The sequence below is a fragment of the Pseudodesulfovibrio sediminis genome, assembly GCF_020886695.1.
GTDB lineage: Bacteria > Desulfobacterota > Desulfovibrionia > Desulfovibrionales > Desulfovibrionaceae > Pseudodesulfovibrio > Pseudodesulfovibrio sediminis.
On record NZ_AP024485.1, the window covers coordinates 2,424,210 to 2,440,297 of the forward strand.

Here is a 16,088-nt window from a genome sequence, read left to right on the forward strand (position 1 = left end):
CCGTGCGCAGAGTCTCTGTTTTCTTTATGGCTGTGAGCGTTGTCATGCTCATGATATCCTCTCTTCATGCTGCTCCCAATGCTCATGAACGCATCACGAAGGCTTTCAAGGGAGACCTGCCGGAGATGCTGGATGCCCATCGCCCGCTCAGGGTGCTTGTTTCCTACAATCGGACCAATTTCTTCATGTTCAAGGGCGAGGCTCGGGGCATGGAAGTGGATTCCATGCGGGATTTCGAAAAGTTCCTCAAAAAGAAATACCCCAAGCGGATGATCCGTCTGGCCTTTGTGCCGGTTCCTTTTGACGATCTGCTCCCCGCCCTGCTGGATGGGCGTGGGGACATTGTGGCGGCCGGGATGACGGTTACTGAAAAACGGCGCAGAAAGGTTGCGTTTTCACGACCGTATCGCAAGGAGATCATGGAAGTTGTGGTGGGAGGCAAGGCGTCTCCCCCGATCAAAGATCTTGCCGATCTTGCAGGCAAGCGGATTCACGTCATGGCCGGGTCCAGTTATGAAGAGCATTTGAAGAGGCTCAACACGCAGTTTGAAGCACAGGGCTTGAAGCCCGTGGACGTGGTGGCAGCCGACCCCAACCTGGTCACCGAAGATCTGCTTGAGATGGTCGGCAGCGGTCTTGTTTCATACGTTGTGGCCGATAATCAGCTGGTTGAAATATGGCAGCAAGTCTACACGGACCTGACCCCATATTTTGCCGCGTCCATTCACACGGGCGGTACGTTGGCCTGGGCCGTGCGTCCTGGAAACATCGAGCTGCTGCGCGTGCTGAACGACTTCAGGGGCACGGTCAAAGAGGGCAGCAAACTCGGCAATCTGTTCTTCAAGCGGTATTATGTGAACACGGATTGGGTTAAGAATCCCTTGAATCCATTGGAGAACAGCAAGCTCCAAAGCATGGCGGATCTTTTTCAAAAATACGCCAAGAAGTATGATTTCGATTGGCTCAAGATTGCGGCACAGGCATATCAGGAATCCCATTTTGACCAGAATCGGAAGAGCCGGGCCGGTGCTGTGGGGGTCATGCAGATCAAGCCTTCCACGGCTGCGGATCCAAATGTGAATGTCAAGGATGTCTACATACTTGAGAACAACATCCACGCCGGGGTCAAATACCTGCGGTTCTTGCGGGATCGTTATTTTCAGGACGTGGATGCGGATGCCAGGGTCGATTTTGCCCTGGCGGCCTATAATGCCGGTCCCGCGCGCATTGCCGGGCTGCGTACCAAGGCAAAGGAAATGGGGCTGAACCCCAACCGATGGTTTGGCAACGTGGAGTGGGCCGCACAAAATGTCATCGGTTCCGAGACGCCCACCTATGTGGCGCACGTCCAGATGTATTATGCGACCTACAAAGGCACGGCCGAAGTGCTGACCAAGCGCATAGAGGCCATGGAATAGCCTCTTCATATCCACGAAAAAGGGCGGGAGCTGTTTGTAAGCTCCCGCCCTTTTTTTAGGCGTAAATCGCCACCGTATACTACAGATTGATCAATTCGTATTCCCGTGAACCGATTCCCAGTTCCTCGGCATAGCTCAAGCCGAAGTCGGCTGGCACATGCTGGTGGATGGCCGTGAATTTGTTCTGCCCGGGGGTGACGCCAAAAGGCAACTGGCTCGGGTAGAGCGGCTGGGCATCACTGACCAGATCCATGGAGGCCTGATCCACGGCCACGGGATCGAAGCTCAGAAGCACGCCGATATCCGGGCAGATGGGCGCATCCGTGAAGCCGACACAGTCGCAGTCCGGCCCCACGTCGACCACGAAGTTGACATGCAGGCACGGGGTGCGCTTGGTTTGCAGCACTCCTTTGGCGTATTCCATCATCCGTTCCAGAAAATCCTGGATACCGACTTTCCAGTCCACCTCGAGACCGCCGTGACGGCAGGCCACGAAGCAGCCTCCGCAGCCCACACATTTCTCGGCGTTGAGCGCGATTTTTTCACTCTCTTCATCAATGTACAGTGCGCCGACCTTGCAGGAACGGAGACAAGCTTCACAGGCTGTACACGCCTCTGGGTTGGTGATGGGGCCGGTGGAGAAATGCTGCTGCATTTTGCCTTTCTTGGAAGCAGACCCCATGCCGATGTTCTTGAGCGCACCGCCATATCCGGCCAGCTCATGGCCTTTGAAGTGGTTGAGAGAGACAAAAAAGTCTGCCTCGGCAATGGCACCGGCAATATAGACTTCGTCGAGATGGCGGCCTTTCACGGGCACGGTCTCTTCAAATTCGCCCCGGAGGCCATCCGCGATGATGACCGGGGCATTGAGAATAAGTGGGTCCCAGCCGTGGCGTGCCGCACACAATGCGTGCGAAACAGCTTCGCCGCGTTGTCCGACATAGAGCGTGGAGGCGTCTGTCAGAAACGGTTTTCCCCCGGCCTCACTGATGAAATCAAGGATGGGCTTGATCCACAGCGGGCGGAGAAACCCAGTGGTTCCCTGTTCGCCGAAGTGGAGCTTGATGGCCGCGAGGTCGCCCTCGTTGATGTATCGTTCAACCTTTGCTGCCTTGAGCAGGCTGCGCATGCGCGCATGCAGTGGGGCTTTGGCCGAAGCACGCAGATTCCAGAAAAATACTTTTGATGCCATTGTGATATCCTTGTTTGCTGTTTGAGGAGCCATTTATAGCATCTATGGATGGGGGCTTGAAGTGAAAAAGAAGCGTATATATCGCAACAGGTCATGGGCGGAAAGGGAGACGTGTAGCGGCAGGGGAGGAGGAAAGAAGCGCCCGGGCTGAAGAAGAGAGGGGACGGATTTCTACGGGAACGAGACGCTAGATCAATCGATATACCTTGATCTTGTGATCATCGGGGTTCACCACTTCGGTAATGGTCAGGTCGCTTGCGGCCAGGCAGATTTCCTGCACCGGCAACTGCCGCATGGCTGCGTCATACACCACCTTGACCGTGGGCCGCAGCGGATCGGTGGTGTCATTATCAACCACCACGCCGTGATTTCCGTTTGATAACTGCACAAAGCTGCCGACCGGGTAGACGCCAAGACTTTTTATGAATTCTTCCACAATGTTGGGGGAAAATTCGGTCACTCGCCATTTATACATCATACCCAGCACCTTGCTCGGCGGCAGCGGGTCCTTGTACACCCGCTTACTGGTCAGGGCGTCATAGACATCCACGACGGCAAGCAGGCGGGAGATGTCACTGATCTCATCGCCTTTGAGTCCCCGCGGATACCCGGAACCGTCATGCCTCTCGTGATGTTCCAGGGCGGCACGGAGAACTGCATCAGGAATCTCCTGCTGGGCCTTGAGAATCTCGAATCCGCGCAGGGGGTGGGTGCGCATGACATTCATCTCTTTTTTATTCAACTTGCCGGGCTTGTTGAGAATGGTGTCTGGAATCACGGCCTTGCCCACATCGTGAAACATGCCTGCCATGCCAATCTCTTGGAGTTTCTTGCGGGAGTAGCCGAGCTTTTTGCCCAGAATCACGGCCAGGATGGAAACATTGATGCAGTGGGTGTAGGTGTAATGGTCAAAAGATTTGAGCTTGCTTATGGCTGCGGCAGCCGATTCGTTGCGGAAAACCGAGTCGATGAATCCGCTGACCAGAGGGGTGGCGTCCTTGAAGTGAAAGGGCTGTCCCTGTCTGACGGCATCCATGAACTCATGCGCATATCCCAGCGCTTCTCCATACATGCGGTCAGCCCGGACCAGTTCGTCTTTTATGGAAGACATGGGGGGACCATGCGAAATGGATGGGTCCTGAGCCTGATCAACCAGCGTCAGGTTCGGATCTTTCTCCATGGCTTTGCGTGCCTCTTCGGCAGACATGAAATTATCGGGAACAGTCATATTCGTACATTCCACAATATTAAGCTTTCTAAAGCCAATACGCTTTCACGAAGACTATAACAACCCCTTTATATCAAACCGGCTGACTCCAGTTGCGCCATGAGTTCGCCGACATCGGCCGCGATGAAGTCGGGGGAGAGGTGGGCGAATCCTTCTGCCTTCACCCTGCCGCTGGTTACTGCCGCGGACAGGCTCCCGGCCCGTTTTGCCGTCTCGATGTCCATGGGATGATCACCCACCATGAGAGAGCGTTCAGGGGCGGCTCCGATAACTTCGAGCGCCTGGAAAAGATGGGCCGGGTTCGGTTTGAGCAGAGGGGCGTCTTCACGGGGAATGAACACGCGGGTGCATGCCTCGATGTCGGGAAAGACCATTTTGACGGCCGGGGAGATGTTGCGGGTGATGACTCCGGGGGCCACGCCACAGGCCAGCAGTTTTTGCAGGGCCGGGCGGGTGAATTCGAAGAGGGTGCCTTCACGGGCCGCGTCCAGTTCCATGGCCGTGATGACCAGTCTGCCGCGAGAGTGGAACTCCATACCCTCGTCCATGTCGATCTTTTTGGCCTCGGCCACCAGCTCTTCAAGCCACTCAAGAGCAGGTGTGGTGTTGGGCTCGGGGCGTTGTGGCAGAAAGACTTCGCCAAGGGCCGCGATCTTGACCTTCATCAGCTCAAAATCAAGCGGGACGTCGGCCAGCGTGCCATCAAAATCGAATATGACTGCGTCGAGTCTGGTCATGGTGTGCCTCCGGCTGAAGGGGAAAAGAGGGTGGTTCTTGTGTCGCTGGGGGGAACGTTACTGTGCCAGGTCTCGCAATATCTTGAGATTGCGCATGTCGTCCTTCAAGTCCTTTTCCTTTGGTGTTTCCAAAGTCTTGGGGATATCCGCAAAGCGCGGGTCCTGCATGAGATTTCTGAACCCGTCCAGACCGATGCCGCCCTGCCCGATGTGTTCATGGCGGTCCTTGTGGGAGTTCAGCGCATGTTTGGTGTCGTTCAGGTGGAAGAACTTGAGTCGTTCCAGGCCGATTGTGGCGTCAAAGGCATCAAACGTGGCCGCATAGGCCTCGGGGGTGCGTATGTCGTACCCTGCGGCAAAGGTGTGACACGTGTCGTAGCAGACACCGAGGCGGTCCTGATGCCTGGACAGGGCGATGATGGCTGCCAGCTCTTCGAAGGTGGAACCGAGGTTGGTGCCCTGTCCGGCAGTGGTTTCCAGGAGCACGAGCTCGTGTGTGGTGCCCGAGTCCTCGATGGCCTTGTCCAGGTTGGCGGCGTACCGTTCGATGCCCGCATCGACTCCCTGGCCCAGGTGGGAGCCGGGGTGCGTGACCAGATACGGAATCTTGAGCGCGCTGATTCGGCGCAGTTCCTCGGCAAAGCCCATGATGGAACGCCGGGATTGCTCGTCTTTGTCGCTAGCGAGATTGATGAGATAGGAGTCGTGGGCCGCTATGGGATATGCGCCCCATTGACGCCACGCTTCACCGAACAACGCGATATCGTAGTCGGTGAGCGGTGGAACCTTCCACTGGCGCTGATTGCGGGTGAAAAGCTGGAGCGCGGTGCCCTTGACTTTGCCGATGTGCACGAAGGCCATGTGCAGGCCCCCGGCAATCGACATGTGTGCTCCGAGAAACATTGCGGCTTCTAGGAAATCCAGCCGCTGAGGGCGTCAACAATCTTCTGGGCCTGGGCCTGGGAAGAGATGTTGAACTTGGACTTGGGGCGGTAGGTGCCGTCCACTTTCTGGTAGCGGCGGATGGTGAATTTTTCAGGGCCGTATTCACCCTTGGCGCGGTTGAGTTCCTGATAACGGAAAACAATGGTGGTCCATGCGCCCTTGGACAGGATAACCTTGTCCAGCTCCTTGACAATGAGCTGGTTGTCTTCCGAATAATTGATGGTAATTTCGTCTACGTTGGATGCCATTATGCACTCCTGATATATATGATGTCTGCCGGATTATGGCAGCAGGGGATTACCCATACATATGATGTAGGGTGTTGGCAACCCCCGGATTACAAGGGTTTCAGCGGTATTGTACGTGTTGTGAAGACCCGGGGAGAGTATGATGGGTTGATCGGCTTGGTGCCCGGGACAGGGGTGAAAAGGGAGTATGCGATCTGTTTTTCGATTGCAGAGCGGGCTGGGCAAAGGAGGAATAAAGGTCATGATTTCGGATAGTCAGCTGACGGCTGTATTTGCCCTGAAAGGAATAATACATGGTATATGGATCAGGTTTCGGTTTGAGGCCGAACGTGTTAGGATATCGGGCAAAACCTATGATCACAAGTCGGAAACCATGGTAAAGAACCTGCGCCTCATATTGATCGGGTGTCTGTGTGTTTTGACCTTAACAGGGCAACCCGTTGCTGCAAAAGAAAAACCTCTGGTCGTCTTCGCCTGTCCCGGCACCCGGGATGATGCCTTTTTCGCGTTGATGTGTGACTTCATGCAGGCTGCGGCTGATGATCTGGGTTTTGAGCTTTTTATCTACTATGGCGATCGCCATACCAGAATCAACCATGAAAACGTGAAAATGATCTTCAACCGGAAGCGGTTGCCGGAGTTCGTTATCGGTTCGAATTCCTGTGATTCAGGCAAGCTCATGCTTGATAAGGCGGAGGCAGCCGGAATCAAGGTCATGATAATCAATCAGGGGTTTATCGGTGCCGAGCAGAAGGCCGTCGGTCAACCTGGAGAAAAGTATACGCAATGGCTTTTTGAATTCCTCCCTGACGATGTCCAGTCAGGATATATACTGGCCAGGACGCTCATTGAAAAAGCGCTCCAAAACAAACTGGTCGATAGCCATGGGGGGGTGCAGGTCCTTGCGATCTCGGGCTTTGAAGGGGCCACAGTTTCCTCTTTGCGTCTACAGGGCCTCAGGCAGGCGCTGCGTGAATATCCCAATGTGCGGCTGCACCTGATTCGGTATGCCGACTGGGAGCGGGATATTTCCAGGCGTGTCGTCAAGGAGCATCTGGCTGAATTTCCCGAAGTGACCGTGGTCTGGACAGAGAGCGACTATATGGCCATGGGCATAGTCGAAGGCGTTCGTGAAATGGGCATGATACCCGGCAAGGATGTTGTGATCGGCGGTGTTGATTGGGCCAGCCTTGCTGCGGGTATGATCGAAAATGGTGATTATACTGTTTCAGTGGGCGGGCACTTCTTGGATGGAGCGTGGGCGCTGGTCATGCTCCATGATGCTCTCCACGGCGTAAGTGTGCCCCGTTTGAGCCAGTCCCATTTTTCTTTCATAACGGCAGACAATGTTGCTCCGTTCCGTCGGTATATACTGAACGGGAACTGGGAACTCATTGACTTCAGAAAGTTTTCCAAACATCTCAATCCAGAGATCACAGAGTATGATTTCAGCCTGAACGCCATTTTGGAGCAGCTGCAAGCGCGATAGGGAACGGGCAGGGATCAGCCGATGGTTTCTGCCTTGAGTTGACCGCAGGCCGCTTTGATATCCGATCCCATGGAGCGTCTGATGAACGCGGTCAGGCCGTGGTCCCAGAGCCTCTTTTCGAATGCCTCGACCCTGTCCCGATCCGGAGCGCCGTATGGCATGCCCTCGGTGGCGTTATAGGCGATGAGGTTGATTTTGCCCTTTTTGCGGTCGATGAGCCGGGCCAGTTGATCCGCATGTTCCAGAGAATCGTTCACATCCTTCAAGAGCAGGTATTCGAACGTGATTCGTTCACGCTGTCGCATGGGGTACACCTTGATGGCGGCCATGAGATCGTCGAGATGGACCTTGGCGGCCTTGGGCATGATTTTGGCGCGCAACTCCTGCGTGGGGGCGTGCAGGGAGATGGCGGGCAGCGCGATTTCCAGGTCCCCCAGGATCTTGAGCTTGTCGGGGAAACCGACCGTGGAGACCATGGACCGTCGCCATGAAAGCGAGAGACCGCGTTCACACGGCAGGTCGGTGAGCACCTTGATGAGCGTATTAAGGTTGAGCAGTGGCTCGCCCATGCCCATGAAGACGAGGTTCTTGAGTGGATTCATACCCTGATCTTCCAGATATTGCCGTCCCACCAGGATCTGCCCCATGATCTCGCCATAGGTCAGGTTGCGTTCAAAACCGAGTTTGCCGGTGTTGCAGAACGTGCAGGCCATGGCGCAGCCAACCTGCGTTGACAGGCACTGCGAGTATCGGTCGTTCATGGGAATGAGAACGGTCTCGATGAGCTTGCCGTCCGTGAGCCGGAGCAGAAACTTGATGGTCCCGTCCTTGCTCGTGGCCACCTGGGCGATTTCAGGCCAGATGATGTTCGCCTTTGCGGCCACCTTTTCGCGCAGTGGCTTGGACAGGTTGGTCATGGATTCGATATCGCGGACGCGTTTTTGCCACAGCCATTGCCATATCTGCTCCGTCCGGAAACGGGGCTCTTTCAGATCTTCGGCAACAAAGGCTTCCAGATCATTCTTGGTCAGTTCGATGAGATTGTGCATGCGTGTCCCTTGTGTCCGGCATGGGGCCGCGTGTCAAGGCGGGAAGCTCAGGGAGTGGGCTTGCCCGAGGCGATGAAGGCTTCGATGAAATCGTGATTGATCACGTTGCGGATAGCCGTGTTGCTTCGAGCCAGATCGCGCAGCAGTATGGCGTCGGCTCTGGACGAGGTGTGCAAGGCGTCTTCGAAATCGGCTGTATCCAAGCCGAGGCGTGCGGGATCATGGTAGTCGATGGCCCCGAATTGTTTGGCATATTCTGTTGTTTTTGCGATGTATCCGAATTTTGGATTGGCGCTCAGGATATCATGCATCGCGGGTGAGAGCGGAGGGAAGATCACAATGACAGTGTGTCCGGCAGCCTGAAGGGAGTCCACGCCGTGAATAAAGGCGTCCACGGCTTTTTGTCTCAGTGTCGTTGAGTAGCTCAACCCCTGCTTGCCGATTCTGGCCTTCATGTCAGCAAGCATTGCTTCATAGGAGATGGACTTTTCCTTGTCGTGATATGAGCCGTCCGGGAAAAATCCGATGTCGTTCTGCCTTGCGCGGAAGCCGATACGGTTCTCCTTGTCTGACATCACTGTGCGCAGGTTGATCTTCCCGTTGAGCATGTACCAGAACGGTTTGTAAAACATATTCAGGCTGCGTTCGGTGCCGGTGGAGTGGGTGAACACATGTCCCCCCGTGACTTTTCTGAGTGGTTTGCGGAACCACCAGAAATCAGCCAGCACGATCACTGTGCGGGGCTTGGGGTCCTTGCTCAATTGATCGAAGAAATTCAGCGTGTTTCTGACACTGGCCACGATGCGTCCGCAGTTGACCATGGGCTTTGAAAAAAAGGCCTGTCTGTACTGAAGGGCGCGGGAGGAGCCGACCACGATGACATCAGCTGGTCGCTCTTTCAGCAGCGCGTATTTGTATGAGGCGTGATCGTTGTTGAAAAGGGGACCGTAGATCGTGCCGGGGTCATCCTGCTGTTCTCGGGCGATATCCGTGTAGGCACGGGTTTCGCCTGCGAGCATGACCAGGCCGATATTGAGCCCGGCGAACCCGCCGTACACGAAGACGACAAGGATGAACGTGATTATGAAGCGCTTTGCCATTAGAAGTCGAAATACAGGTAGCGGACCTGTCCGTTTACAAACATGAAGATCGCGCCGGTGACCAGTGCTGCCGCGGTAAAGGCGCCGGTTGCGTAGCCGAACAGGGTGCCCTCTTTCAGGCTGGTCGGGATGCAGTGTACAAAGGGCCACTCGACCGCTCGGCCGTGTAGGATAGCCGGGGAGAAACGCTGCATGATCTGTATGGTGTTGGGCATGAGCCAGGTCACCAGCATCAGCAGGCCGAGGTATATTTCAACATTGTTATTGGGCAGATTGTGCAGCCGATCCGCGCTCAGGCCGACCATGGACTGCATGATCACGGAGGCCGTATGAAATGAGTCGGCCCGGAAAAGCACCCAGGCAAAGACCACGAACAGGAACGTGAACAGGGTTGCGGCCATGGTCGTGGCCCGGTTTTTGGGAAGGGAGACCGTGGACGCGAACAGCCGGTGAACGATCATGGCAGCCCCGTGCATGGCGCCCCAGGCCACAAAGGTCCAGCCCGCACCGTGCCAGATGCCGCACAGGAAAAAGACGATGAACAGATTGATCAGCGTTCGTGTCCTTCCCTTTCGATTCCCACCCAGAGGAATGTACAGATAGGTGCGCAGGAAATAGCCCAGCGAGACATGCCACCGCTGCCAGAATTCGGTGATATTGCGTGATTTATACGGAGAGTAAAAGTTCACAGGTACACGGATACCGAACAGGCAGCCGAGGCCGATGGCCATATCGGAGTATCCGGAAAAGTCGTAATAGAGCTGGAATGAGTAGCCCAGTGCCGCTCGCCATGCCTGGCCGGGGTCGGGGATGCCGCCGTTGGCAACCTGCGCGAAAATGGGATCGGCAATTTTGGCGACATTGTCGGCGAGGCCGGTTTTCTTGAGCAATCCCAATGAAAAGAAAAAGAGGAATAGCATGATCTTGTTCCAGTCCAGGCGAATACCGTCCGGGTCGCGGAGCTGCGGCATGGTGTCATGGTGGAAGAGGATGGGACCTGCCACCAGGTGGGGGAAGTAGGTGATGGTCGCCCCGTACTCGGTCACCGTGTACTCGGTGATGCGTCTGGTATGGATGTCGGACAGGAAGGCGATTGCCGTGAAGGTATAAAACGAGATGCCGATGGGAATTTCACCGGGAGTGCCCGTGTAGTCGAACCCGAAAACAAGGCTGAGGTTCTCCATGATGAAGTGCGTGTATTTATAGAATCCGAGGAACGAGAGAGCCACTGTCACGCCTAGGATAAACCAGGCCTTGCGCGTGGCCTCGGTGCGTGATCGGTTGATCATGTGGGCGATCACGCAATTGGACGTGAGGCTGAATATGAGGACCGGCAGATATTCTATGCGCCAGTATCCGTAGAAGAACAGGGACAGCCCGATGATGGTGACCAGTTGGGTGGCAGGAGAAAGACGTCGGGCGCAGTAGAAGAGCAGGCACGCGGCAGGCAAAAAGAGAAAGAGAAACTCCGGTGAATTAAAAAGCATGGTCGCGCCGCGTATATGGTTGATTATGTAGAATGGGTCCCTGCCCCGCCTTTTGCACGGAATGCGCAAGCCGTGTCAAGAGTGGTGTGCACATCCCCGTTGCATAAATGGTGTGTGTGGTCGGTTTGCGGCATTGCTTATGAGTGAGGAATATGGCTGGATATGGGGTTGCAAGCGACAGACTCCTCAGAGAGAGCAGAGTAAATTTGGGTGCAGGATCATTCACTTTTTTGGGCCGGAAAGGGTGTCTTTCCGGCCCGTTGTGCAGGCGGCTTGTGCGCCTTGTTGCACTAGATGCGGTTGCCTGAAACGTACTCGCCGGGATAGAGGAGTTCAAAGCCTTGATCGACCTTTTTCACAAAGGCGGCATCGCGTCTGGAGGGGTCGTGATAGCGGGGGTCCCGCATCATTTCGCGCAGTTGTTCGATAGTCATATCTTCGCCCCAGCCGGCAGCTCCGCTGCGCATGCCGCTTTCAAGCACAAGGGGAGCGATTTTGGCAAAGGCGTTGATGACCGTAGCGTGATCACCGGCCCGGGTCGTGTCCAGGGCGGCCAGCAGTTCGTCGCCGCCGATGGCCTGTGCCGCACGCATGGCCTTGTCGAGCATGGACGGGGTGTCGCCGCGGTGGACCGAGCGCAGGGACTCCAGTTCGGTGTCGCGCAGGCTGGCGGCGTCTGCCTCAAGCAGGTGATGGGCATCCAGTACCCGGGACAGGAACCACTGGTAGAGGCCACCCACCTGCGCGGGGGTCAGCCCCAGCTCATGGGCCTTTTCCCTGAGTTCCGAGACCAGATCCTCACGGATTTCGAAGCCGTCAGGCAGTTCCACGTGCGGCAACTGGTAGCCGTTGCTGTCTTCAGGACGTCCAAGAGCTGCATAAAAGGCCGCGACCTCTTCAGGTGCGTCTTCATCGGAGGGCAGGCGTACGTAGCCGTCCGGGTTTTTGCCGAGCATGCGCTGGGCGTGGACCAGAGCCTTCACGGCCTCGTCCTTGGTGGCGTATTTTTGCAGGGCGGGGTGGTCGCGCAAGGGGATTTCAATCTCGTTGCCGTGGTCATCCGTCTGTTTGACAGTCCATTCCTCGGGCAGGTTTTTCTGCCAGTGTTCAGTGGTCTTTCGGGTCATCAATCATTCTCCTTAACGATGAAGTTCTGTTCGTCGAGCATGTGTTTCATGTGCAGGACCATGGACCTGCGGCCTTCGTTGAATTGGATGCGTCCGTTGTCCGTGGAAAAGGTCGAACGCGTGAAGCAGCCTCGTTTTTCCAGATCATCCATGACGGTCTGTCCATCCATGGAGTCGAACAGCCGTTTATAGGCCCGGTGCAGTTCCAGAGGGTGTATGACCGCCATGGGTTATCTCGCCTCCGGCACGGGCCGGGATTGTGTGGACGGCACATCGGTCGGGATGACGTCTGTGCCCGGGGTTTCTTTCTGGATTCCCTCTTCGGCAGGGGCTGCGTCTGCCGTTGTGCCGGGATTGCCGCTGATAAGTCGCCACAGTTCCGTAAGCACGTTGGGCCGATCGGTGTATGCCTCGCTCAGGGTTTTGGCGATGGCGGCCATATCGGCCACGGTGGATGCGATCTGCTTGGAACCGGCTGTCTGCGTTTTGGTTTCGCGGACGGTCTTCACCTCGTCTTCGGCCTTCAGATAGTCCGATGGGGTGTTGAACAGTTCGGCCACATGTCGGGCCACCCGGTCAGTGTCGAAGTTGTCCATGATGCCAAAGGCGTCCCCGCTTCCCACCAAAGGGGCGAGGTATTCCATGGTCTGCGACAGGCTCTGGGCCTCGTATTGCTTCTGGGCATGCGTGATGGGCGAGGTGTACCGGACTTCCAGATCCTCGGGAGCCAGCCCTTTGGGGAAGGGAGGCAGTCCGCCGCTGCGCAGCATGATGCGGAAGACCCGTTTTATGACCGGACTGAGGAACTCTGTCTGGATGCGGCCCAGTATGGGGCCGAGCACGCGCATTTTTTCAGCCTGGCGGATAACCGCTTCCGTGGCCGTGACAGCCGGGCCTTCTGGCGAGAGCTGATCTCCCAGGAAGATGCGACGGATGGAGGTCCGACGCTGATTCATCATCTCTTCGGTGGCATTGAGGTCCACGCGCACGGGCAGGGCTTCGATGCGGTCCGTGGACCCGGCCCGGTAGTAGGACAGCCCGCCCGGCCCGGATCGAACCGGTCCGAGGAAGCCGTCGTCCGGCACCATGAGGGGCGGGTCGGACATCTTCTCCGCGGCCATGAGCGCGGTGCGAGCCATGGCATTGAGCACGCGGGTGTCAGACAACGCGGTCTGGCCCGGCCCCCGGCCATAGGTCTCGCCTGCGGCCTTGGCCCAGCGCGGTACCATGTACGGCATTTCCAGATAGCCGGATTCTTCCACGATATGCTCGCAGGCCGTTTCCAGGTACACGCTCGCATACGGGAAGTTGACCACCCCCAGACCACATGGGTCGCGGTCCGTGCGCGGGTACACCGCGTGGAGTATCTCCACCGGCTCGTCTGGCCTGTCCTCTGCTTTGCGCTTGGTTTCGTCCGAGCACAGCGCACCCCATTCCTGCACGGCGTGTCGGGCGGTGATCGCATATTTGCGATAGACCGTGTTCACCTGTCCGCGGGGAGATTCTGCGACATAGACTTCACCCAGCGGGCGGGCCGAGAAGCGCACAACGGTCTCGGTGTCCGCCTCCACATACATGACAGCCGTGCCGAGCAGGGCGATGTCCAGATAGAGTTCGTGGACATGGGTCTGGAACCCGGTGTCTTCCGCGTTGAACAGGGCCATCATGCGTTCTCTGGCCTGTTGCAGGAATGTGCGCACCGCGGCGGCGTCCCCCTGATCGCGGTCCTTGACCGTGATGTCGAACCACGGCAGTGACGGGTTGGTCAGCAGCCCGCCCAATGAGGAGGCCAGCAGCTCCAGCGCGTGGGTGGGCGTGGAGTCGAAGATCCGCGCATCGCCGCTCTGTCCACGCAGGGGCGGTGAGCCGCTCACAGAGGTGAAGGAATTCTTGCGCGGCAGCATGTATTCCGTCAGTTCCTGCCAGGAGCCGACCCAGGGTTGCCGTGCCGCTTCCAGCCCCTTGAATCGGGTGAGCAGGGAGCGGGCAAGTGTTGCTGTATCCATGCTATTCCCCCAGCTTGGCTTTCAAGGTTGTTTCCCTGGTTTGCGGTGGATCGGTCAGCGATGCGGCCCCGCCGGACAGAGTGGTCCGGTTTCCGAGCTTTTCCTCTTCCCTTTCCTTTCTTTCGATAGTCCGGGATTCAACCACCTTGTCTCGCTCTCTTTTGCGCTCCTTGGCCTCCTTTTGTTTTTGTTGTTTTTCAGCCTCCCGTTGCTGTGCGCTCGTGTCGGGCTTTTTTGATGCTTTCGCCACGCTCAAAATCGAACCGGCAATGCTGGAAATGAATAACGCTTCAGCTCCACCCATAATAGAAACCTCCTGTGAATGTGTTTGGCAGGAAGTATACCCCGGCTTTTTGGAAAACTCGGAAAAGGAGCCCATAGGTACCTCACGGGAGTCCACAGGCATAAGATTTGCGCTTGACAGGGGGCTGGAAACACGCTCTCGGAGGGGTGTTTTCTACGGCTTGTGTGAGCCGGTAGGAAGCCTTTGAAGAGAAGGGATGGGACATATCTTTAGGCAGGTAGATCGGAGAGGAGGTCGTCGTTGAGGAGCGTTGCAAGGCGTATGCTCACGGACACTTCGAGCAAACCAAAAAAAGAACCCCATCCGTTCTCGGACAGGGTTCTTGCAAGGTCGTATTGTGTTCTCAGGCTTGAGAGAGTGGTGCAGCTATGCCGCTTTGTCTCGCAGTATTCGCCCCTCTACAGTACGGGCAGGTACTTATCCAGTTCGAATTCGGTGACCTGCGTTCTGTACTCGTCCCATTCGGCCAGCTTGTTTTCCACAAGGGCTGAATGGAGGTGGTCGCCGAGGACCTCCTTCATGAAGGTGGACTTGTCCAGGTTGACGGTGGCTTCGTACAGAGAGCCGGGCAATGCCTTGATCTTGTTCCGCTTGAGCTGGCGTTCGTTCATGGAGAAGATGTCGTCTTCAACCGGATCGGCCAGCACATAGTTTTCTTCCATGCCCTTGAGTCCTGCGGCCAATTGCACGGCAAAGCAGAGATAGGGGTTGGCAGCCGGGTCGGGACAACGGAGCTCCATGCGGGTCGCGTTTTCCTTGCCGGGCTTGTACATGGGCACACGAACCAGGGCCGAGCGGTTGCGGCGCGCCCAGGCGATATAGACCGGGGCTTCGTATCCGGGGACCAGCCGCTTGTAGGAGTTGACCCACTGGTTGGTCACGGCTACGAATTCCGGCGCGTGTTTGAGGATACCGGCGATGTAGGACTTGCCCTCGGCGGACAGATGGTACTCGTCGTTGGCATCATAGAACACATTGCGGCCGTTCTTGAAAAGGGACTGGTGAACGTGCATGCCGGAGCCGTTTTCACCGAAGATCGGTTTGGGCATGAAGGTGGCATAGCAGCCGTGTTTGCGGGCGGTCTCCTTGACCACCACGCGGTAGGTCATGGAGGTGTCGGCCATGCGCATGCCTTCCTGGTAGCGCAGGTCGATCTCGTGCTGGGAAGGCGCCACTTCGTGATGAGAATACTCCACCTGAATCCCCATGGCGTCCAGGGCGAAGATGATGTCGCGGCGGATGTTGTTGCCCAGATCAAGCGGCGGTGCGTCGAAGTATCCGCCGGAATCCAGAACGATGGTGTCCTGATCGTCAGCGAACAGAAAGAATTCGAGTTCCGGGCCGACATAAAATGTGTAGCCCTTTTCAGCAGCCTGCCCCATGACCTTCTTCAGGACAAAGCGGGAGTCGGCTTCAAAGGGGGTTCCGTCCGGGCTGACCACGTCGCAGAACATGCGGGCCACTGGTTTGTCGCTGGGGCGCCAGGAGCAGATCTGGAAGGTTGTCGGGTCAGGCATGGCCACCATGTCAGATTCATCGATGCGGCAGAAACCGAGAATGGAGGAACCGTCAAAGCCCATGCCTTCTTCAAAGGACGCCTCAAGCTCATTGGGTGTGATCTGAAAGCTCTTCAGCGTGCCGAGAATGTCCAGAAACCAGTATTGAATGAAACTGACATCATAATCCTTGACCGCCTTCATTACATCGTCTGCGTTTTTGCAATTGAAAACCGGGATGTTCATAAACCCCTCCATTATG

At 56.6% G+C, this 16,088-nt stretch carries 15 protein-coding genes; 2 read left to right on the plus strand and 13 right to left on the minus strand.

Translation table 11 applies throughout. From position 1 onward, the window contains the following. The first annotated feature begins 2 nt into the window (after positions 1-2). Positions 3-1,418 carry an MltF family protein gene (locus SRBAKS_RS11670; RefSeq protein ID WP_229591070.1) on the plus strand — a complete coding sequence of 472 codons (1,416 nt, stop codon included), beginning with the start codon at positions 3-5 and terminating at the stop codon, positions 1,416-1,418. Between the two features lie 79 nt (positions 1,419-1,497). Here the strand turns inward: SRBAKS_RS11670 and SRBAKS_RS11675 are convergent, their stop codons facing one another. The 5 genes from SRBAKS_RS11675 to SRBAKS_RS11695 form a co-directional block, all read right to left on the minus strand. After that, on the minus strand, positions 1,498-2,610 hold the full coding sequence (locus SRBAKS_RS11675) for a DUF362 domain-containing protein (protein ID WP_229591071.1): 1,113 nt from the start codon (positions 2,608-2,610) through the stop codon (positions 1,498-1,500). Positions 2,611-2,797: 187 nt separating this feature from the next. Then, positions 2,798-3,838, minus strand: a complete 1,041-nt coding sequence (locus SRBAKS_RS11680) for an HD-GYP domain-containing protein (protein WP_229591072.1) — start codon at positions 3,836-3,838, stop codon at positions 2,798-2,800. 68 nt (positions 3,839-3,906) lie between these two features. Next, positions 3,907-4,575, minus strand: coding sequence for an HAD family hydrolase (locus tag SRBAKS_RS11685; RefSeq protein WP_229591073.1), 669 nt, complete (start codon positions 4,573-4,575; stop codon positions 3,907-3,909). 57 nt (positions 4,576-4,632) lie between these two features. Continuing rightward, entirely contained in the window at positions 4,633-5,478 is an 846-nt protein-coding gene (locus SRBAKS_RS11690; RefSeq protein WP_229591074.1) for a deoxyribonuclease IV, read from the minus strand. A gap of 8 nt (positions 5,479-5,486) precedes the next feature. Next, positions 5,487-5,768, minus strand: a complete 282-nt coding sequence (locus SRBAKS_RS11695) for a hypothetical protein (protein WP_229591075.1) — start codon at positions 5,766-5,768, stop codon at positions 5,487-5,489. 373 nt (positions 5,769-6,141) lie between these two features. Here SRBAKS_RS11695 and SRBAKS_RS11700 point away from each other — a divergent pair, with 373 nt between their 5' ends. Beyond that, on the plus strand, positions 6,142-7,257 hold the full coding sequence (locus SRBAKS_RS11700; RefSeq protein WP_229591076.1) for an ABC transporter substrate-binding protein: 1,116 nt from the start codon (positions 6,142-6,144) through the stop codon (positions 7,255-7,257). A 14-nt stretch (positions 7,258-7,271) separates the two neighbouring features. On the opposite strand, the gene rlmN is transcribed toward SRBAKS_RS11700, so the two are convergent. The 8 genes from rlmN to SRBAKS_RS11740 all read right to left on the minus strand — a co-directional run bounded on the left by rlmN (position 7,272) and on the right by SRBAKS_RS11740 (position 16,072). Next, positions 7,272-8,306, minus strand: coding sequence for a dual-specificity RNA methyltransferase RlmN (gene rlmN, locus SRBAKS_RS11705; RefSeq protein WP_229591077.1), 1,035 nt, complete (start codon positions 8,304-8,306; stop codon positions 7,272-7,274). A 47-nt stretch (positions 8,307-8,353) separates the two neighbouring features. Beyond that, positions 8,354-9,406: a hypothetical protein gene (locus SRBAKS_RS11710; RefSeq protein WP_229591078.1), complete on the minus strand. Its 1,053-nt coding sequence runs from the start codon at positions 9,404-9,406 to the stop codon at positions 8,354-8,356. Beyond that, positions 9,406-10,893, minus strand: a complete 1,488-nt coding sequence (locus SRBAKS_RS11715) for an MBOAT family O-acyltransferase (protein ID WP_229591079.1) — start codon at positions 10,891-10,893, stop codon at positions 9,406-9,408. The genes SRBAKS_RS11710 and SRBAKS_RS11715 overlap by 1 nt, the downstream gene beginning before the upstream one ends. Positions 10,894-11,183: 290 nt before the next feature. Beyond that, positions 11,184-12,020: a hypothetical protein gene (locus SRBAKS_RS11720; RefSeq protein WP_229591080.1), complete on the minus strand. Its 837-nt coding sequence runs from the start codon at positions 12,018-12,020 to the stop codon at positions 11,184-11,186. Then, the gene (locus SRBAKS_RS11725; RefSeq protein WP_229591081.1) at positions 12,020-12,247 is read right to left on the minus strand and encodes a Bbp19 family protein; all 228 of its coding nucleotides are present in this window, start codon (positions 12,245-12,247) and stop codon (positions 12,020-12,022) included. Before SRBAKS_RS11725 ends, SRBAKS_RS11720 begins: the two co-directional genes overlap by 1 nt. A 3-nt stretch (positions 12,248-12,250) precedes the next feature. Beyond that, positions 12,251-14,026 carry a portal protein gene (locus SRBAKS_RS11730; protein WP_229591082.1) on the minus strand — a complete coding sequence of 592 codons (1,776 nt, stop codon included), beginning with the start codon at positions 14,024-14,026 and terminating at the stop codon, positions 12,251-12,253. 1 nt (position 14,027) lies between these two features. After that, on the minus strand, positions 14,028-14,330 hold the full coding sequence (locus SRBAKS_RS11735) for a hypothetical protein (protein WP_229591083.1): 303 nt from the start codon (positions 14,328-14,330) through the stop codon (positions 14,028-14,030). A gap of 398 nt (positions 14,331-14,728) precedes the next feature. After that, on the minus strand, positions 14,729-16,072 hold the full coding sequence (locus tag SRBAKS_RS11740; protein ID WP_229591084.1) for a glutamine synthetase family protein: 1,344 nt from the start codon (positions 16,070-16,072) through the stop codon (positions 14,729-14,731). Positions 16,073-16,088: the final 16 nt, after the last annotated feature.